We start from the raw sequence: 17,911 nt of genomic DNA, 5'->3' as shown, positions 1-17,911 counted from the left end.
TCAGTCTCCTATCTGCCAGTATGTTGGCCAATGTTTTCCCGTTATATAGGTCAAAAAAGAAGAATGGTCTAGGTGGATAAATATTTTGTAAATTGACATTATTCTATTCTGAGTTACGAAAATGAGTCATTCTTATTAATACATAAAGGTTTATGAAACCAGTTATAACAGGCGTTTTCAGAAACTAGTTGAATAGTCAAAAAATTATCGTCCTGATTTTTGGCTGTTGCTGGTGGGGTTGGAACTCGTATTGTGGTCTTGAAAAGTCATTTAGAAGAGTGTATTATCAAGTTGAAAACGTTTTCAATTTGATTTCTGAAAATATATCTGATATATTTAACGAGTTACTGAAAATCAATGAAAACAAATTAAATCAATAAAGAAAGGGCTATCGCAATGGATAAACAGACCGTAACAATTTATGACGTCGCCCGTGAAGCCGATGTGTCGATGGCCACTGTATCAAGAGTGGTTAACGGGAATCCCAACGTCAAACCGGCGACTCGGAAAAAAGTCTTAGATGTGATTGAACGCTTGGATTACCGTCCGAACGCTGTAGCACGTGGATTGGCTAGTAAGAAGACCACGACTGTCGGTGTTATCATCCCAGACGTGACCAACATCTACTTTTCAGCTCTGGCACGTGGAATTGATGATATTGCCATGATGTATAAATACAATATTATTTTAACCAACTCTGATGAAAATGGCCGCAAAGAAGTGCAGGTACTTAACACTTTAATGGCAAAACAAGTTGATGGCATTGTCTTTATGGGCAACGACATCAGTGACGAGGTTCGTAAAGAATTCGAACGTTCTAAAACGCCAATCGTTCTTGCAGGGTGTGTCGATGATCAGGATAAAATGCCAAGCGTGAACATTGACTATACTGCTGCCGTGGAAGAAGCCACTAAGAATTTGATTGATCATGGTAATGAACGGGTTGCTTTTGTTTCTGGCAGCTTAGATTATCCAATCAACCGGGACTATCGTCTGAAAGGTTACAAACAAGCGTTGAAAAAAGCGGGCTTACGCTATGATGAAAAATTGGTTTTTGAAACCGATTATTCTTATAAAGCCGGCCAACTTTTGCAGCCAGCTTTGCAATCCGTTAATGCGACTGCAGCTGTTATCGGTGACGATGAATTAGCTGCTGGTGTGATGAACGGTGTGACGGATGCAGGCTTAAAGGTGCCCGAAGACTTTGAAATTATCACGAGTAATGATACCAAGCTGACCGAAATGGTTCGGCCAAAGATGTCGTCAATTACTCAACCACTGTATGATATTGGTGCTGTGGCTATGCGGCTACTGACTAAATTGATGAATAATGAACCAGTGGAAAATAAGACTGTCTTATTACCATATGGCTTAATGAAACGTGCATCAACTCACTAGTCATGGGTGTTGAATGGGCAGGCTTAACACGATCTTCTGATTGAAGGTAGCGTAGGCCTGCTTATTTTTGTAAAAATTTGTTGGAGGGGTGACTTATGAAGCGAGGAGCAATACTATTATCAGCCGAATCAGTTCTGGCGACTATCGTCATCTTAACGCTAACCTCAATCGTTGGACGCCTAGTATCAGCGGGGGTACCGGCAGTTTCTCAAATGGGGGCGCAGGTCATCACCGAGTTATTGGCTGTAGGTTGCTGGTGGGGACTCAATCGTGGGTACCCTAAGGCCAAGGTTAGCTGGTGGCGTAGTAGTGAACGTCATCAGTGGCTATTGATTTTACCCGTAATCGTTGTCTTACTGGGGGATTCAACGTTGAACCCACAGTTTCATGTCACACTTGGCCGCGTCATGATGGCTGTTCTTTTGGGCTTTTCGGTTGGTCTGTTTGAGGAGTACGTTTTTCGAGGGATATTAGTCAGTGCACTCCGCCAGCGCTACCACGTGGGACCATTATGGACCGTTTTTTTAAGTGGCTTGATGTTTAGTTTGGTTCACTTGGTGAACGCCACCGGTGGCAGTTTGACCATGACGCTGGTTCAAATGCTTGAAGCCATTGGCCTAGGATCGTTTTTCGCAGCGATTTACTTAGTAACGGGTAGTCTTTGGTTACCGATTATTGCACACGGTCTGATTGATGGGTTTGATGCATTGGCTTTTGGAACGTTAAGTAACACTGCTGGGATGAGTATCTGGACCAGCCTGGTATACACGATTGTTTTCGGTGTGGCGGCGTATTGGCTGCTCAAAACAAAGCATTTCAATGTCGTGATTACAACGGGCGGACACTCAGATTTGAACTTTAAACATCGGTCAGTTGAAGCACGGCCTGCTATCGTACAGCAACCTATTTCACGTGTTAAAACGCTGATTGCGATTGCTATCCCCCTAGTAGAACTTGGGTTAGGCGCGGTTGTTGCGGATATTACTACTAATAAATGGCTTCGCGTTATTTTAGTCGATTTGATTTTCTTTGCGGGCTTGTGTCTTGCTGTTTATTTATATCGTGACGTGCTAGTCAGCCACTGGCAGCGGTTCAGGTCGCACATAGGGATGGGACTACTTGTGGCAATCGGTGGTGTTTTGCTTGCCTACTTTGTTTTGACGGTGGTGCGGCAGGCGTTGCAAGCCATCGGCGTCGCTAGTTCTGAGGCACTGAATGTTTTGAGCATTCAATCGGCTGGCATGGCATTAGTGGCTAGTTTAACTACTTTAATGGCACCGTTTGCTGAAGAAATTGTTTTTCGACACGCGTTGTTTTATCAGTGGCGTGGGCGCGGTGTACTGACTTGGGTGATGCTGGTGATTTCTTCCATTGCGTTTGGTTTGGTACACTGGAATAATTTTCATGGTCAGCTGGTTCAGATGATTCCATACATGTGCGTAGGTGCGTTGTTTGGTTTGATTTACTATTTTTCAAGAAATATTTGGCAAGTCATTTTGACGCATTTTTTATTTGATATCATTCAAGTAATTGCCGTTATTGCAATGTTTATCTTAGCAATCGTTCAGCGGGGATAGAAAACTTTACCGGTTTCATTGCTGACAGGTTGTATTGAAATTCACCGCGTGATATTATAATAAGGTCTGTGTAAACGAATATATTATATGAAAAGAGGAGTCGTGAAATGTCAGGACATTCAAAATGGCATAACATCCAAGGACGTAAAAACGCCCAAGATGCTAAGCGTGGAAAAATTTTCCAAAAAATCTCACGTGACTTATATCAAGCCGCTAAAGCAGGTGATCCTGATCCAGCAAACAACCCTCAACTTCGTTTGGTGATGGATAAGGCTCGTGCTGCTAACATGCCTAAGGATAACGTTCAACGCGCTATCGATAAGGCTTCTGGTGTTGGCGGTGCCAAGTTCGAAGAAATCACTTATGAAGGCTACGGTCCTGGTGGGACTGCTATCATGGTGGCCGCTTTGACCGATAACAAGAACCGGACTGCCGCTGCTGTTCGTTCCGCCTTTACACACCATGGTGGAGCTTTAGGTGCTGCTGGTTCAGTTTCTTATATGTTTGATCGTAAGGGCTACATCGTTATCTTACGTGATGGCCTAGATGCCGATGAAGATACGGTTTTGATGGATGCACTTGACGCTGGTGCCGATGACATGAAGACCAGCGATGATCAATTCGAAATCTTCTCAGATCCATCGAGCTTAACTGCAGTCCGTGATGCACTGCAAGAAAAGTATAACTTGGATACTGCTGAAGTTCGGATGTTCCCAGAGAACACTACCGAAGTTCCAGAAGACAAAGTTTCTCAATACCAAGGTTTGATTGATGAACTTGAGTCAAACGATGATGTTTCTGATGTTTACGAAGCAGCTACGTTGCCTGAAGGCGTCGAATAATTGAACTGATTAAAAAGTCGTTCCCATAAAAGGGACGGCTTTTTTTGTTCTCTCTCAAACTACCGTTGTGTTATCAGCGTAGTTAGGCACAGGAGGATAAAAGTAATGATAGAAGAATTAGGCCAAATGCTTTTGAGCGCCGCAGTTGCATCCGGCAGTTCAGACCTCTACATTCAACCCGTTCATGATACTTATAAGGTGTTTGAACATCATGGTAATGGGTTATCATTGGTCAGAGAATTAACAATTAATGAGGGCCAGCAGTTGATTGCTCATTTTAAGTACCGAGCAAACATGGCAATTACTGAAACGAGGCGACCACAATTAGGAGCATTAACCTTGATGGTAGCCGGTCAAACGGTTCATTTAAGATTATCCAGTGTCGGTAATTTTATCAATCAAGAGTCGCTTGTGATTCGGCTGTTACTGCCCCTGGAAGAGCAACACTTAGCTTACTTAATGCCAGAACAGTTGGCAACCTTACACGAGTGGAGTTTGCTGCGAGGGTTGCTACTATTTGCCGGCCCCACAGGTTCAGGGAAAACCAGTACGATTTATCATTTAGCCAAAAAGTTGAGTGAATCGCTGTCTGTACTTTCAGTTGAAGATCCCACTGAAATCGTCGCACCGGATTTTTTGCAGTTACAGGTAAATCCAGCAGCTGATATGAGTTATCAGGCCTTGATCAAAGTGGCGTTGAGACATCGACCCGAGGTATTGATCATCGGCGAGATTCGGGATCATGAAACGGCTCAAGCTGCAATTGACGCCGCATTAAGCGGTCACCTAGTATTAAGCAGTGTCCATGCTCAGACAGCCAAGGGTATCGTTACTCGCTTAAGCCAGTTAGGAATTGATTCAGCGGCCATTAACCAGGCAGTGGTGGGTGTGGCTTATCAACGGCTATTACCAACTAACGCAGGCGAAATGAGCGCGTTGCTGGATCTTGCTAGTGGCCCAGTAGATAAATGGGGACAAACCACCGCAATGACACCTCAGTGGGAGGAGAATCTAAGACATGCAAGAGATAACGACCAAATTTCCACAGCAGTCTATCGACGATTTAAAGCAGGTTAAACCTTGGTCAATCAGTACTCAGGCCAAAATTTTCCAAACGATCAGTGACCTATTGCTGGTGGGCTTTTCTGTGCGACACGCAATTCGGTTTTGCGAAGTCTTGTATAAACCGCAAATGGCCGATTTACGTTGGATCAACGAACACCTCCATGCCGGTTATACCGTGAGTCAAACCTTTGAACCCTTTGTGGATGATCAAATCGGGTTACAGTTGCGGCTGGCAGAAGAACATGGTCAGCTAATACGGAGTTTGGGGCAGGTGAGTCGTTTGCTACAGACGGCGCATCAACGCCATCAAAAAATTAAACGTCTGCTGCAGTACCCACTAATCTTAGCAGTCATATTAGTGATCATCATTACCGGGATGAAATTAGTTATTTTACCTCAAATTGAGGCGCTTGCGGCTTCTAATCAGACACATTCGACAAATTGGTGGTGGGGTATTGTGATCTTGCCATTAATACTGTTGCTTTTTTGCGCGTATCAGGCGATTAAACAGCAGCCAATCTTAAAACGGGTGGAGCAAACCGCTCGACTACCAATCCTTGGGCCAATTATCAAAGGCTACTATGGCTATTATTTTCTAGCAACGCTTACGATAATGTTTCAAGGCGGGCTGGGTTTTCAAGAGATTTTGCTGACACTTCGTAAAGCTAAAACGACGACGCTTTTATATCAGCTAGGCGGTAAATTAGAAACCGCGCTAGCTGCTGGTTTACCACTTTCTGAAGTCTTAATGCAATTTCATTTTTTACCAAACGAACTGCAATTACTGTTTCAAAGCGGTAAACCACAGGCAGAGTTAGTTAAAGAACTCACTGCTCTGACTGAACTTTATTATCAGCGGCTTACTAATCGTTTAGAAGTCATGATGACCTGGATTCAACCGTTATCATTTATTTTGATTGGCGGAGTTATCATTGGGGCTTATGCCAGCTTATTCTTGCCCATGTACCATACGATTGGAGGACTATAATGCAGCGAAAAAAGAATGGCTTTACTTTAATAGAAATGACAATTGTTCTCTTTATTATTGGCCTACTTATCTTAATAATCGTTCCTAATATTAGCCACCAAAAGAACCGAGCGAATACGGTTCACACCGGTGCAATGACCACTGTGGTTCAGACGCAATTGGACACCTACCTGGATACAGCAGAGAAGAAAACGGCGAGCTTAGAGGAACTGCAAAAAGCCGGCTATCTCACTGATAAACAAGTTAAGATTGCTGTCAAAGAAGGGATCAAAATTAATGGTGACGAAGTTAAAGTCGGTTCGTGAAGGATTTACGATGATTGAGATGCTGGTGACGTTAGTGATTGTAAGCAGTATTTTGGTTCTCGTTATGGTTGGTAGCCAGCGATTTTCCCGCTCATCATTGCAAACCGAGCGGGCGTTTTGGGAAAGTTTTGATGGTTATTGGAAACAAGCCCTTTATGAGGCTCAATACCATGGTCGTAGCACCGATATTAGTTTGGAAGATGGCTCACCAGTTATTTTTCGAACAGCCCAGAAAGAGAAAACACTGAGGATGCCACGAAGCCTTCATCCAGAACGATTTGAGAAAATCGCGATTCGTTCCGATGGTACCACTTCACCGCGGACGGTGACGGTTAAATCAGATATTGATCAGTGTACTTATCGATTGGTCATTCAAATGGGTTGGGGGGTCTATCATGTTGATCGTGAAGCAGCGTAAGCGGGCATTCGTCTTGAGTGATGCCTTAATGGGATTAGTCTTGATTAGTGCCGGATTGATTTTCTATGTTCAGGTGCAAACAACCATGGAAAACCAATTGGAGCAACGACAGGAGCATGTTCAACAGTTACGACATCAATATGAAGCTCAGTTAAAGCAAGAAAAACGGGTGATGAAATGAAAGCTGGCTTTACATTGATTGAAACGCTAATCGCATTGGTAGTAACCGCATTAGCCCTATTAAGCTTGCAATTCGGCTTTCAAATGTTAGCAGTGCGTCCTCAGCAAAAACATGATGAGCAATTGGCTTGGTACCATATGCTGGGAGAGTTGGAAGGCAATCAGTACCGGTTTACTTTAGACAAGGTTAATTCGTATGAAGCACAGCTTGAACCTCATACGGATAAGAAACGCACTTATTTGTTGAGGGGGCATGATGACAATCTTATCTTGACGACGGATAAGGGGGGATATATGCCACTTTTTACAGGAATGACTGATTATCAGCTCGGGGTCGACCATCGTCACTTAAAAATCGAGGTCAATACCAAACTGCAACATTTTTCGGCCACCACTGCCATTGGAGAACATGATGAATAATCGCCAGGGATTCGTGACCATTCTTGCCCTGCTTTTTTTGATTTTATTAAGCGGTATCTTACTTTTTCAGTTACAGGGTTATCAACATCAAGTACAGGCCTATCATATTTTGATTCAACACTATGAACAACAATTAAGAGCTAAATAAGCAAAGACGTCGTTAAATTTCACCTGTTCGCTTGAATTAACGGACGAATATTTGTAAACTTATATTTGTGCGGAAAAACCAATAGGACAGGAGGTTGACAATTCTGGCTATTAAAGAAACAGAGGCGTTTTTTAAAGTGCTCGATGAATCAAGTGAGTTACTTAAAGAAGCGCTCTCGACGTCTTATCTAGACGCCTTTATTGAATCTGGTGATAATCTGATTGACGGACACGTTCAGGTAGAAGACGGTCGACCGGATGATAAGGTTGTGCAGCAACTTCAGGGCCTTTACGACTCTGTTGATCGCACTCAGCTGAATCCAGAAACCGTGCGCCAAGGTATTCAGCTATCAATGTTGAAGGCTATGCGTGAGGATGACATTCAGGGTAATCATCAAATGACTCCTGATAGTATCGGGATGGTCATGGGGTATTTAGTCATTCGGCTGGTTGAAAAGCAAAACCGATTGACGATTCTTGATCCAGCTGTTGGGACCGCCAATTTATTGACGACGATTATCAACCAGTTGAAGGATGCGACCCATGAACATGTCGCTGCTATTGGGATTGATAACGACGAGTCACTGTTGTCAGTGGCCGACATTAGTACGACTCTGCAAGATGCTTCAGTGACGCTAATGCACCAAGACGCACTGGGAGAATTACAGATTCCAGAGGCTGATCTAGTGGTGTCTGATCTGCCGATTGGTTATTATCCACTTGATGAAAAGGTGACAAATTTTAAGACACACGCGCAATCAGGCCATTCCTATGTCCATCATTTATTGCTGGAACAAGCAATGCGCTACGTGAAGCCTGGTGGTTATGGTGTCTTTTTGGTTCCAAGTCAGTTGTTTTCAACCACGGAATCCAAGGGGCTTTTGTCTTGGCTTCAAGATGAGGCTTATTTGCAAGGGTTGTTGGCACTGCCAAAGGATCTCTTTACTGCTCAGCAATCAGCAAAATCAATTATGCTGTTGCAGCGGCATGGTAAAGATGTGAAGCAGGCTGATAAGGTCATGATTGGCGAATTTCCGTCATTTAAAGATCAAACCGCATTTTCAAAGTTCATAGCAGAAATGGTTGACTGGGAACTAAATGATTTACTAAAGCGTTAACATAAGGAGATTATCGTATGGGAAAAACACTTGCCGTCAATGCAGGAAGTTCAACATTAAAGTTTAAGTTATTTGAAGTACCATCAGAAAAAGTGATTACCAGTGGTGTAATCGAACGAATTGGTTTGAAAGACTCAATCGTTACCATCAAGTATGGTGATGGTCAGAAGTTTGAGAACGTCCAAGACGTTGATGACCACGAACAAGCCATCAATTTGATGCTTGATAAATTGATTGAATTAAAGATTATTGCTAACTACAACGAAATTACTGGTGTAGGTCACCGGGTCGTTGCCGGTGGTGAATTCTTCACGGATTCAGTCTTAGTAGACGATGACGTTTTGAAGAAGATCGAAGATTTAGCTGAATATGCGCCACTGCACAACCCATCCGAAGCTATGGGTATTCGGGCATTCAGAAAGATTTTGCCAGATGTTCCTAACGTGGCAGTATTTGATACGTCATTCCATACCACGATGCCAAAGACGAACTACATGTATGCTATTCCTTACGAATACTACGAAAAGTATGGCGCTCGTAAGTACGGTGCGCATGGGACTAGTCACCGTTACGTTGCCAGCCGTGCTGCTGAGATGTTGGGTAAGCCTTTAAAGGATTTGAAGTTGATTACCTTGCATATTGGTGCTGGTGCTTCAATTACTGCGGTTAAGAACGGCAAGTCTTTTGATACTTCCATGGGCTTCACGCCGTTAGCTGGTATCATGATGGCCACCCGTTCAGGAGATATCGACGTTTCGTTGGTCACTTTCTTAATGGAAAAATTAAACATTAAGGATCCTAACGACATGATCAACATTTTGAACAAAAAATCAGGTTTACTGGGTGTATCAGAATATTCAGCTGATATGCGTGACCTTGAAAAGGTTCAAGATGACAACGAGAAAGCACACCTTGCTCGTGATATGTACATCAACCGAATCGTTCGTTACATTGGCCAATACATCGCTGAGATGAACGGTGTTGATGCCATTGTCTTTACGGCCGGTGTTGGTGAAAACGATATTCCTATTCGTCAAGAAGTTGCCGATAAATTAAGTTACTTTGGGATTGCAGTTGATCCTGAAAAGAACCATATTCGCGGCGTTGAACGTGATTTATCAACGGCGGATGCAACGGTTAAAACGTTGTTAATTCCTACTGACGAGGAATTAATGATCGTTCGTGACGTTGAACGGTTAACTAAATAAGCATCATTGATCCGGATAAAAGGACTTGATTCGTTGAATCGAGTCCTTTTTTACGTTGGAAAGGCATATACTTCACTTTCTTTCAACCATAAATCATAAGCGTGCATTCTCTTCACCCATAAGTGAAGAAACATCATCAAAGCGATAATGGTGATAATAACGCGAATATGTGAGGTCATCATCGTCATAATTCTGGCTTTTGAGTTGATTCGTCAACAAACCGCTACTTTTCACGTGTATAATGGACTTCCATGAAGGAGTGATGAGTAATATGGTAAAAACACAACCTGTCAAACAGCAATCAAGAGGGTTAAAGAACCGTCATGTTCAAATGATTGCTTTAGGCGGTACGATTGGTACGGGACTTTTCTTAGGCGCCGGACAATCAATTCATTTAACAGGACCTTCAATTTTATTGGCGTATTTAATTGCCGGTATCGCGTGCTTTTTACTCATGCGAGCACTTGGTGAGCTGTTATTAACTGATTTAAGTGCCCATTCTTTCATTGATTTTATTCGAAAATATCTGGGTGAACGCTGGAGTTTTATTGCTGGGTGGACCTATTGGGTCTGTTGGCTAAGTATCGCCATGGCTGACTTGACAGCGTCAGGCCTCTACATGAAATTCTGGTTTCCAAACTTACCACAATGGGTGACGGGTTTAATGTTCTTGCTGATTCTAGTATTGATCAATGCCATCACGGTGGAAGCTTTCGGAGAAACTGAATTTTGGTTTGCAATCGTTAAAGTAGCCGCCATTATTGCGTTGATTGCGGTTGGGGTTGTTCTCGTAGTGATTCAATTTAAAACGCCGGTAGGCCATGCTTCAGTGATGAATTTAGCGCATGGTAGCTTTTTTGCCCACGGTGCAAAAGGGTTCTTCCTGTCGTTTCAGATGGTTTTGTTTGGTTTTATTGGTATTGAAATGGTGGGGATGACCGCCTCTGAAACTAATGATCCGAAAATCATCATTCCTAAGGCCATTAACGAAATCCCTATGCGGGTAATTTTGTTTTATTTAGGCTCATTGATGGCTTTGATGTGCATTTATCCATGGCACTATATTTCACCGAACCAGAGTCCCTTTGTAGAAGTCTTTGCTGCAATCGGGATCAAATCAGCGGCTGCTATCATTAACTTTGTGGTACTAACAGCTGCGGCGTCAGCATGTAACAGTGCTTTGTTTACGACTGGACGGATGCTCTTTTCACTGTCTTATGGTGGCAAGACAAAACTGTCAAAACGCTTAACTAAAATGTCGAAAGCGCAAGTACCCGTCAATGCGATGCTCTTTTCGGCAGTAATCATTGCCGTGGTGGTATTGCTGAACTTCTTTATACCTGGTAAAGTGTTTACCTTGATTTCCAGTATTGCGACCACTTGTTTCCTGTTCATTTGGGGCTCGATTATTTTGGCTCACATTAAGTACAAACGGGAAGCTAAAGCTGGAAAGCAAAAACAAGTGAACTTTAAAATGCCGTTTGCCCCATATTCCGACTACTTCGTATTGTTGTTTTTGATCATGGTGGCAGTTATTTTACTATTTAGATTTGAAACGTTGGTTGCTCTGATTGGTTCCGTAATTTGGCTCTTTGCCCTTTGGTTGTTTAAGAGTGGTATTGATCGGGCGGAAGCAGATAAGCCACACCGTTTGAAATAAGATTAAAACCGGGACTTGGAGTTCCGGTTTTTTTGTGCAGTGCCTTCTATTTCGACCAGTAGATTCAACTTAGTTACTTTCCTATCTGAGGGGTAACATGGTAGACTTAAAGCATGGTGTTTTTTTAAAATTAAAATCATTTTGAACAAAGAAGGGGTCAGCGTGCAACTGTATTTCACCGCAGATACGCATTTTTTTCATAAGGACTTACTCGGTAATTCAGATTTTGCGCCAAGACCATTTAATTCGGTAGCAGAAATGAATCAGACGATTATTGATCATTGGAATGCTCGGGTAACGCCAGAAGATACAGTTTATCACCTAGGCGATATTGCACTGTACTTCATTCGGCCAGAGCGGGCAGCTGAGGCCGCCATTTTAGATGTATTGAATCAGTTAAATGGTCATTTGGTGCTCATTAAAGGTAACCATGATAATCGTGCGCTGTTTAAGTATCTAGCTCAGCATAATTATACTTATGGTGGCAAACCCAAATTCGAATTTCACGATGTTGGTGCCATTATCAAGGTTAACCATCGGCAGTACTATATGACGCATTATCCGATGATGATGGGTATTGTTAAGCAGATTATTAATTTGCACGGCCATATTCACCATTATTCGGTTAACGTGAAAGAAGACATCAACGTTGGTGTTGATACGCCTGAAACAGATTATTTAAAAGAAAAGCCACCGTTTGGGACACCCTTTTCAATGGCTGAAATCGAAGAAATGGTTGCAGGTAAATATAACGATTTTCAGAAGAGAAGATAGCAGAGGAGTGGGGTATGACTGAGAAGATTACAATTTTACACACTAATGACCTGCATTCGCACTTCGAAAATTGGCCTAAGATCCGCCGCTATTTGCTTGAAGAACGGCAGCGGTACGAAGCAGCTGGCAACCAAGTACTGACCTTTGACATTGGTGATGCAATGGATCGTGCGCACCCGTTAACGGAAGCAACTGACGGTCAGTTTAACGTAACGCTAATGAATCAGATTCATTATGATGGCGTGACGATCGGCAATAACGAAGGTTTGGGCAACTCTAAAGACCAATTAGTGCACATGTATGACCATGCCAATTTTGACGTTATTTTGGGCAATTTACTGAATGCACCGAAGATTATGCAACCTAAATGGGCACTTCCTGGAAAGGTGATCAAGACGAAAGCCGGTACTCGAGTATTGGTATTAGGTTTAACCGCACCTTATACGTTGACTTACCCATTGCTCGGCTGGGAACCCATTTCGGTGGAGCGGATGCTGCCATATTTGCTAGAGCGGTTTAAAGGTCAGTATGACTGTACAATTTTACTGTCGCACCTTGGACTGGATGTGGATCGCGCTATCGCCAAACGGTTTCCTGATATTGATGTGATTTTAGGCGCACACACCCACCATTTATTACCACATGGTGAGCATGATCAATCGGCGCTACTGGGAGCGGCTGGAAAATACGGCGAGTATGTTGGCACGATTCAGTTGGAGTTGTCTGATCATTATATTGTAAAGTCATCAGCTTCAGTTGTTCAAACGGCTAATCTTCAGGCAGCTACTGGTGATCGACAGGAAATCGAAGGCTATGAAGACCAGGGTGAGCAGCTACTAGACGCGCAAAAAGTGGCTGATCTACCGGTAAAGATGGAAAAGAATTGGCAGGGACATTCACGGTTGATCAGTGAAGGGTTAGCTGCTCTGGAAGATTACGCGGGTACGGATGCGGCTATTTTAAATGGCGGTTTGTTCTTGCAAGACTTGCCTGCAGGGATTATTTCGCGAAATCATCTGCATCAGATGTTGCCGCACGCCATGCATGTAATGAAAGTTACCTTAAGCGGAGATAATCTGTGGCGGTTGATTCAGGAAATGGAAAAGAACCGACGCTTTTTGGTACGGTTTCCAATTAAGGGAATGGGTTTTCGTGGTAAGGTGTTTGGTGCGCTGAATTATTCGGGGATTACCTACAATGACCATGATGGCTCTGTTCTTTTTCGTGGCGAACCATTGTCGCCATTACGCACTTATACGGTGGCCATGCCAGACCACTACCTCTTTATTCCGTTCTTTCCCACGATTTCAATTGTTGGGCAAAATGAAATTTTATATGGTAAGCTTTTAAGAACAGTTTATGGTGACTATCTCGCCAAACAATATCCGATTAGAAAGGAGGATGATCATGGATAAGAAATCAATGCAAACCTTAATTGATGATGCACGTGCCAGCAGAGAACCTGGTGGCGTTATCGTTGCCGTTGATGAAACGCATTACCAGATCAACGAACATCCCTATGAATTGGTAGTAAATTACCGCGATGCCTTTGATCGAGTAGAATTGAGTGACCGGTTTAACACGTATTTTTCCCGATACGATTATTTAGTTGGGGACTGGGGCTTTGGTCAGTTACGCTTACGTGGTTTTTATGATGATAAGCGCAACGTGGCTGGTGAATTGAAGATTGGTGTCCTGCAAGATTATCTGGACGAAGCCTGCAATACGGGCTGTCCTTATTTTGTCATGCATAATGCGGATGCTAAGGTGGTGATGCCTAAGCGCAGTTCTAAACCCCGTGAAGGCAGTCACCGTCCCAATCGAAATCAAGCTAATAAGAACCAAACGAGTAAAAATCAAAGCAATAATGGTCGACAGCAAAATCGTAATCGTTCTGCGAACCGGACAAAGAACGTACAGCAGAGCGAGAATAAGACTGAACGGCCAAATTCGACCCGTCAACAGCATACAAAACGAACAAGTCGGCCAAATAACGGTCAGCAAAAGGCCTATACTGTGGAAAAGGTTAAACCTATTAAGAAGACACCGGTCAGCCAACGACATGGCGCTATTAAAACGGTTGGGCACAGTCAGCACCGCAAATTTACTATTCGAGAAAAAGAGGACTAGGGTTTCATGCAAAAACATTATGATGGTTACTTTATCGATCTCGACGGGACAGTTTACGCTGGTAAGCGTCGAATTCCTGCTGCAAAACGGTTTGTTGAACGTTTACAGGCAGCGGATAAGGATTTTCTGTTTGTGACCAATAACACCACCAAATTACCCGTTGATGTCGTCGACAATTTGGCAACTAATCACGATATTCATGTTAGACCGGAGAACGTGTATACGGCCGGCTTAGCAACGGCAGACTACGTAGCGGGAATTGCTGAAGCAGGACAGAACAAAGTTTATATTATTGGTGAAATCGGATTGATTCAGGCGTTCTTGGATAAGGGATTTGAATTGAGCGAACACCACCCAGATTTTGTGGTGGTGGGTCTGGATTCAGATGTGACCTACCATAAATTCGAGATTGCGACGTTGGCTATCCGTGCTGGTGCGAAGTTTATTGGGACCAATCCGGATTCCAATATTCCAAACGAAAGAGGGATGCTGCCCGGTGCGGGATCCTTAGTCGAGATGGTGGCCTACACCACTCAGCAACGGCCAATTTACATTGGTAAACCTGAGACTATTATCATGGCCAATGCGTTGAAGAAGATTGGATTAGAAAAATCCCAGGTCATCATGGTTGGCGATAATTACAAGACTGATATCACAGCTGGTATTCGTTTTGGTATGGATACGCTGTTAGTGTATACGGGCTTGTCTACGCGTGAACAGGTATCACAACAAGAAGTGGCGCCTACGTATGAAATTAATAATTTAGATGAATGGTCGGTTGAGGATGATTAAGGTGAGATTAAAAGTGACATTTCAATGGATCGCACTTTTTTTAGCGATCATTTCGCTGGTCATATTTTTAACGATCAACAGTGTATGGCTTTATTGGCTAAACGTTAAATTAGGGCATTTATCCAAAGTTGTTCAAGTATCTACTGGTCGAATCATCCAAAATTATTTACAGCTACTGGGATATTTGCAATTACCGTGGATCACCAGACTGGACATGATGGACTTTCCAACTTCTCCTAGTGGCCTACAGCACTTCATCGATGTTAAACACTTATTTTTATTAAATAACGGTGTCTTGATTGTGACGATTTGGCCAGCAATTCATTTCTTGCGGTCATTGTCCGTTAAGAAAATGCTCTGGAAGCTCATTCGACCTTTTCAGACAGCTGCTGTTGTGCCGGTTTTGGCGGCGTTACTAATGCTGATTAATTTTAACCAGTTCTTCATTGAGTTTCATAAGCTTTTATTTCGTAATTCAGATTGGCTATTTGATCCCCGATTTGATCCAGTCATCCTTGTTTTACCAGAAAGTTTTTTCTCACAGTGTTTCTTACTGGCATTTGGCTTGTTTGAGTTAACGATGGTGTGGGGAATCTGGCAAGGGAGACGCGACTTTTTAGACAAATAAAAAAACTCTAGTGTGGTCTTAATAGACCGGCTAGAGTTTTTTGAGATTAATCTTTGCTGACTTGGGTACGACTTTTAAGCAAACCCACAAACGCTGGAATCATTGAAACAACGATGATTCCAAGGACAACCAGTGAGAAATGGGCTTTAACGAAGTCGATGTTACCGAAGAAATAGCCGCCACCGCAACACAATAGTACCCAACAGATACAAGCGGGGATGTTATAGCGTAAGAAGGAACGGTATTTGTAATTTGATGTTGCTGCCACAAACGGGACAAAAGTTCGAATGATTGGCATGAAGCGAGCCAAGAAAATAGCGATTTTACCGTGTTTTTCAAAGAACTTTCTGGCTGAAGCTAAGTTTTCTTCCTTTATGAAACGACTAAAGAATGGGTGGTGTGTAATTGCGATACCGGCCCGACGCCCAATAAAAAAGTTTGATGAATCACCACCGATGGAAGCCACTAAGAAAATGGCTGCAAACGCGAGAATGCTGAGGTGGTAATCAGGGTTAGCTGCTAAAGCTGCAGCTGCGAAGAGTAGCGAATCGCCAGGTAAGAATGGCAGTATGACTGCACCAGTTTCAACGAAAATAATCAGAAAAAGTATGCCGTATGACCAGCCACCAAACGTGTTTACGATAGTAATCATGTGACTGTCAATGTGGAGCACGAAATCAATCAATTGACCCATAATTTAGAATGTTTCCTTTCACATGTAAGTTGCTGATATTGTATCAGAGAATCTGGGCTGGTAAAAGCACTTCTGATGGATTTAAGCGAATCGTAACTTTAGGAGTGATTGATGGTGGATAATTTGTTAAGGTAGTTATCTGTAATAGTACAGGGATTGTGGTACAATTCCATATGACCCATTAACTAGTTTAGACGGTAGCAAGACCGCGTTATCCGGTGTCTGAGACTTGCTTTTCGTCTTATTTCATGGATAATAGATATGAAAGAAAACTTGGAGGTATAAATGTGAACTATCCACAGTTACAACCCGATAAGGCTGAAGGCCCCCGGGCAACCATCCATTCGTCAATGGGTGACGTTGTGATTCAGTTATTTCCAGAACAAGCACCTAAGGCAGTAGAAAACTTTGTGACACTCGCCAAGAAAAACTACTATGATGAAGTTATTTTCCATCGCGTAATCAACGACTTTATGGTTCAAGGCGGTGACCCAACAGGCACAGGAATGGGTGGTTCCAGTATTTGGGATGAACCCTTTGAAGATGAGTTTTCCAAGGAACTTTACAATCTTCGCGGCGCAGTTTCAATGGCTAACAGTGGTCCTAATACCAATGGCAGTCAGTTCTTTATTGTTCAGAATCAGCATATGTCTCAACAGTTGACGCAACAGATGAAGGATGCACACTTTCCCGAAGAAATCGTGACGGCTTACCAGAGTGGTGGTACACCATGGCTTGATTTTAGGCATACGGTTTTTGGCCAAGTGGTCGAGGGTATGGATGTTGTCGATCAGATGGCTACGGTGAAAACGGATGAGTCCGATAAACCACTAGAAGACATCGTGATTGAATCCGTCTCTATTGAAGATTAGATTGAACTGACGAAAGGCTTGGGGCACGTTGGCCTCAAGCCTTTTGTCTATTATATGTAGAAAAGAGGTTTTAGTCATGCGAATAGGTGATCACGTACACGGAACGATTACAGGTATTCAGCCGTATGGTGCGTTTGTTAATCTTGGCAATGATGTTCAGGGACTGATTCACATTTCTGAGTGTCATTATGGGTTTGTTAAAGATATCCACGATTACTTATCGGTAGGCGATGAGATCGATGTTGTCGTTTTAGATATTGACGAGTTTACTGGAAAGATTTCTTTATCGTTGAGATGCTTGGAAGAAACGCAAGCGCCCTTAGCACCGGTTGCCCCTCAGAACGAAAATCGGCATCGTCACTATTGGACCAGTCGTAACGTTCATGAAGGGTTTAAGCCGATCCAAAAACGCAGACAGGCATGGGCTCAGGAAGCTCTTAAAGAGTTTGTTGCAAAATAATTTGGTTATTTTATTATTTGTGCTTGACCCTGCCGCTAATAGCTGGTATTATTTTACCTGTTGTTAAAGAACGCATTATTAATTATTTGAATTTATATTCAGGCATTTAATATTCAAACGTTCTTACATTCGGCAATTAGTATCATAATTGAGCAGCTGATGTGAATGAATAAAGATTCAAAAAGTTGTTGACATCGAATTACATCTTGGTTATACTAATTAAGTCGAGTAAAGA

21 protein-coding genes are annotated in these 17,911 nt (G+C 42.8%); 20 read left to right on the top strand and 1 reads right to left on the bottom strand.

What is annotated here, in order from left to right; all coding sequences use genetic code 11:
* Window positions 1-396 precede the first annotated feature (396 nt).
* The 18 genes from ccpA to AC6H04_RS10075 all read left to right on the top strand — a co-directional run bounded on the left by ccpA (window position 397) and on the right by AC6H04_RS10075 (window position 15,650).
* Window positions 397-1,398, top strand: a complete 1,002-nt coding sequence (gene ccpA, locus AC6H04_RS10160) for a catabolite control protein A (RefSeq protein WP_497571560.1) — start codon at window positions 397-399, stop codon at window positions 1,396-1,398.
* A 95-nt stretch (window positions 1,399-1,493) separates the two neighbouring features.
* Window positions 1,494-2,975 (top strand): CPBP family intramembrane glutamic endopeptidase, encoded by a 1,482-nt coding sequence (locus tag AC6H04_RS10155; protein ID WP_497571559.1) that lies wholly within the window; start codon window positions 1,494-1,496, stop codon window positions 2,973-2,975.
* A 107-nt stretch (window positions 2,976-3,082) separates the two neighbouring features.
* Window positions 3,083-3,817 carry a YebC/PmpR family DNA-binding transcriptional regulator gene (locus AC6H04_RS10150; RefSeq protein ID WP_497571558.1) on the top strand — a complete coding sequence of 245 codons (735 nt, stop codon included), beginning with the start codon at window positions 3,083-3,085 and terminating at the stop codon, window positions 3,815-3,817.
* A gap of 105 nt (window positions 3,818-3,922) precedes the next feature.
* Window positions 3,923-4,894, top strand: coding sequence for a competence type IV pilus ATPase ComGA (comGA, locus tag AC6H04_RS10145; RefSeq protein WP_497571557.1), 972 nt, complete (start codon window positions 3,923-3,925; stop codon window positions 4,892-4,894).
* Complete coding sequence (locus AC6H04_RS10140; RefSeq protein WP_497571556.1) at window positions 4,836-5,870, top strand: type II secretion system F family protein; 1,035 nt, start codon at window positions 4,836-4,838, stop codon at window positions 5,868-5,870. The genes comGA and AC6H04_RS10140 overlap by 59 nt, the downstream gene beginning before the upstream one ends.
* Complete coding sequence (gene comGC / locus AC6H04_RS10135) at window positions 5,870-6,175, top strand: competence type IV pilus major pilin ComGC (protein WP_497571555.1); 306 nt, start codon at window positions 5,870-5,872, stop codon at window positions 6,173-6,175. Before AC6H04_RS10140 ends, comGC begins: the two co-directional genes overlap by 1 nt.
* Window positions 6,147-6,593, top strand: coding sequence for a prepilin-type N-terminal cleavage/methylation domain-containing protein (locus tag AC6H04_RS10130; protein WP_497571554.1), 447 nt, complete (start codon window positions 6,147-6,149; stop codon window positions 6,591-6,593). Before comGC ends, AC6H04_RS10130 begins: the two co-directional genes overlap by 29 nt.
* Window positions 6,571-6,774: a hypothetical protein gene (locus AC6H04_RS10125; protein ID WP_497571553.1), complete on the top strand. Its 204-nt coding sequence runs from the start codon at window positions 6,571-6,573 to the stop codon at window positions 6,772-6,774. The genes AC6H04_RS10130 and AC6H04_RS10125 overlap by 23 nt, the downstream gene beginning before the upstream one ends.
* On the top strand, window positions 6,771-7,193 hold the full coding sequence (locus AC6H04_RS10120) for a prepilin-type N-terminal cleavage/methylation domain-containing protein (protein WP_497571552.1): 423 nt from the start codon (window positions 6,771-6,773) through the stop codon (window positions 7,191-7,193). The genes AC6H04_RS10125 and AC6H04_RS10120 overlap by 4 nt, the downstream gene beginning before the upstream one ends.
* The gene (locus tag AC6H04_RS10115; protein ID WP_497571551.1) at window positions 7,186-7,341 is read left to right on the top strand and encodes a hypothetical protein; all 156 of its coding nucleotides are present in this window, start codon (window positions 7,186-7,188) and stop codon (window positions 7,339-7,341) included. The genes AC6H04_RS10120 and AC6H04_RS10115 overlap by 8 nt, the downstream gene beginning before the upstream one ends.
* A 94-nt stretch (window positions 7,342-7,435) precedes the next feature.
* Entirely contained in the window at window positions 7,436-8,458 is a 1,023-nt protein-coding gene (locus tag AC6H04_RS10110) for a class I SAM-dependent methyltransferase (RefSeq protein WP_497571550.1), read from the top strand.
* Between the two features lie 17 nt (window positions 8,459-8,475).
* Window positions 8,476-9,666 (top strand): acetate/propionate family kinase, encoded by a 1,191-nt coding sequence (locus AC6H04_RS10105; protein WP_497571549.1) that lies wholly within the window; start codon window positions 8,476-8,478, stop codon window positions 9,664-9,666.
* A gap of 271 nt (window positions 9,667-9,937) precedes the next feature.
* Window positions 9,938-11,326 carry an amino acid permease gene (locus AC6H04_RS10100; RefSeq protein WP_497571548.1) on the top strand — a complete coding sequence of 463 codons (1,389 nt, stop codon included), beginning with the start codon at window positions 9,938-9,940 and terminating at the stop codon, window positions 11,324-11,326.
* 162 nt (window positions 11,327-11,488) lie between these two features.
* A complete protein-coding gene (locus AC6H04_RS10095; RefSeq protein WP_497571547.1) occupies window positions 11,489-12,100 on the top strand; it encodes a metallophosphoesterase family protein in 612 nt (203 codons plus the stop codon).
* A gap of 14 nt (window positions 12,101-12,114) precedes the next feature.
* A complete protein-coding gene (locus tag AC6H04_RS10090) occupies window positions 12,115-13,515 on the top strand; it encodes a bifunctional metallophosphatase/5'-nucleotidase (RefSeq protein ID WP_497571546.1) in 1,401 nt (466 codons plus the stop codon).
* The gene (locus AC6H04_RS10085) at window positions 13,508-14,230 is read left to right on the top strand and encodes a YutD family protein (protein WP_497571545.1); all 723 of its coding nucleotides are present in this window, start codon (window positions 13,508-13,510) and stop codon (window positions 14,228-14,230) included. Before AC6H04_RS10090 ends, AC6H04_RS10085 begins: the two co-directional genes overlap by 8 nt.
* 6 nt (window positions 14,231-14,236) lie before the next feature.
* Window positions 14,237-15,022 (top strand): TIGR01457 family HAD-type hydrolase, encoded by a 786-nt coding sequence (locus tag AC6H04_RS10080; protein WP_497571544.1) that lies wholly within the window; start codon window positions 14,237-14,239, stop codon window positions 15,020-15,022.
* Complete coding sequence (locus AC6H04_RS10075) at window positions 15,015-15,650, top strand: TIGR01906 family membrane protein (RefSeq protein WP_497571543.1); 636 nt, start codon at window positions 15,015-15,017, stop codon at window positions 15,648-15,650. Before AC6H04_RS10080 ends, AC6H04_RS10075 begins: the two co-directional genes overlap by 8 nt.
* A 46-nt stretch (window positions 15,651-15,696) precedes the next feature.
* Here the strand turns inward: AC6H04_RS10075 and AC6H04_RS10070 are convergent, their stop codons facing one another.
* The gene (locus tag AC6H04_RS10070; RefSeq protein WP_497571542.1) at window positions 15,697-16,344 is read right to left on the bottom strand and encodes a VTT domain-containing protein; all 648 of its coding nucleotides are present in this window, start codon (window positions 16,342-16,344) and stop codon (window positions 15,697-15,699) included.
* A 287-nt stretch (window positions 16,345-16,631) separates the two neighbouring features.
* Here AC6H04_RS10070 and AC6H04_RS10065 point away from each other — a divergent pair, with 287 nt between their 5' ends.
* Together AC6H04_RS10065 and AC6H04_RS10060 are read left to right on the top strand one after the other, a co-directional pair.
* Window positions 16,632-17,216, top strand: a complete 585-nt coding sequence (locus tag AC6H04_RS10065) for a peptidylprolyl isomerase (RefSeq protein ID WP_497571541.1) — start codon at window positions 16,632-16,634, stop codon at window positions 17,214-17,216.
* A gap of 76 nt (window positions 17,217-17,292) precedes the next feature.
* Window positions 17,293-17,676 (top strand): CvfD/Ygs/GSP13 family RNA-binding post-transcriptional regulator, encoded by a 384-nt coding sequence (locus AC6H04_RS10060; protein ID WP_497571540.1) that lies wholly within the window; start codon window positions 17,293-17,295, stop codon window positions 17,674-17,676.
* Window positions 17,677-17,911 lie beyond the last annotated feature (235 nt).

The sequence above is a fragment of the Secundilactobacillus sp. MJ173 genome (assembly GCF_059704265.1).
Note: the sequence above shows the minus strand (reverse complement) of the source record. Positions and strands in the feature narration are given on the sequence as shown.

Excerpts from the sequence above, each read along its gene's own strand:
- AC6H04_RS10085 (WP_497571545.1), top strand. The coding sequence starts at position 13,508 with ATGGATAAGAAATCAATGCAAACCTTAATTGATGATGCACGTGCCAGC.
- AC6H04_RS10130 (WP_497571554.1), top strand. The coding sequence starts at position 6,147 with ATGGTGACGAAGTTAAAGTCGGTTCGTGAAGGATTTACGATGATTGAG.
- AC6H04_RS10100 (WP_497571548.1), top strand. The coding sequence starts at position 9,938 with ATGGTAAAAACACAACCTGTCAAACAGCAATCAAGAGGGTTAAAGAAC.
- AC6H04_RS10150 (WP_497571558.1), top strand. The coding sequence starts at position 3,083 with ATGTCAGGACATTCAAAATGGCATAACATCCAAGGACGTAAAAACGCC.
- AC6H04_RS10090 (WP_497571546.1), top strand. The coding sequence starts at position 12,115 with ATGACTGAGAAGATTACAATTTTACACACTAATGACCTGCATTCGCAC.
- AC6H04_RS10125 (WP_497571553.1), top strand. The coding sequence starts at position 6,571 with ATGTTGATCGTGAAGCAGCGTAAGCGGGCATTCGTCTTGAGTGATGCC.
- AC6H04_RS10070 (WP_497571542.1), bottom strand. The coding sequence starts at position 16,344 with ATGGGTCAATTGATTGATTTCGTGCTCCACATTGACAGTCACATGATT.
- AC6H04_RS10120 (WP_497571552.1), top strand. The coding sequence starts at position 6,771 with ATGAAAGCTGGCTTTACATTGATTGAAACGCTAATCGCATTGGTAGTA.
- comGC (WP_497571555.1), top strand. The coding sequence starts at position 5,870 with ATGCAGCGAAAAAAGAATGGCTTTACTTTAATAGAAATGACAATTGTT.
- AC6H04_RS10060 (WP_497571540.1), top strand. The coding sequence starts at position 17,293 with ATGCGAATAGGTGATCACGTACACGGAACGATTACAGGTATTCAGCCG.
- AC6H04_RS10080 (WP_497571544.1), top strand. The coding sequence starts at position 14,237 with ATGCAAAAACATTATGATGGTTACTTTATCGATCTCGACGGGACAGTT.
- AC6H04_RS10140 (WP_497571556.1), top strand. The coding sequence starts at position 4,836 with ATGCAAGAGATAACGACCAAATTTCCACAGCAGTCTATCGACGATTTA.
- ccpA (WP_497571560.1), top strand. The coding sequence starts at position 397 with ATGGATAAACAGACCGTAACAATTTATGACGTCGCCCGTGAAGCCGAT.
- AC6H04_RS10115 (WP_497571551.1), top strand. The coding sequence starts at position 7,186 with ATGAATAATCGCCAGGGATTCGTGACCATTCTTGCCCTGCTTTTTTTG.
- AC6H04_RS10155 (WP_497571559.1), top strand. The coding sequence starts at position 1,494 with ATGAAGCGAGGAGCAATACTATTATCAGCCGAATCAGTTCTGGCGACT.
- comGA (WP_497571557.1), top strand. The coding sequence starts at position 3,923 with ATGATAGAAGAATTAGGCCAAATGCTTTTGAGCGCCGCAGTTGCATCC.
- AC6H04_RS10105 (WP_497571549.1), top strand. The coding sequence starts at position 8,476 with ATGGGAAAAACACTTGCCGTCAATGCAGGAAGTTCAACATTAAAGTTT.
- AC6H04_RS10075 (WP_497571543.1), top strand. The coding sequence starts at position 15,015 with ATGATTAAGGTGAGATTAAAAGTGACATTTCAATGGATCGCACTTTTT.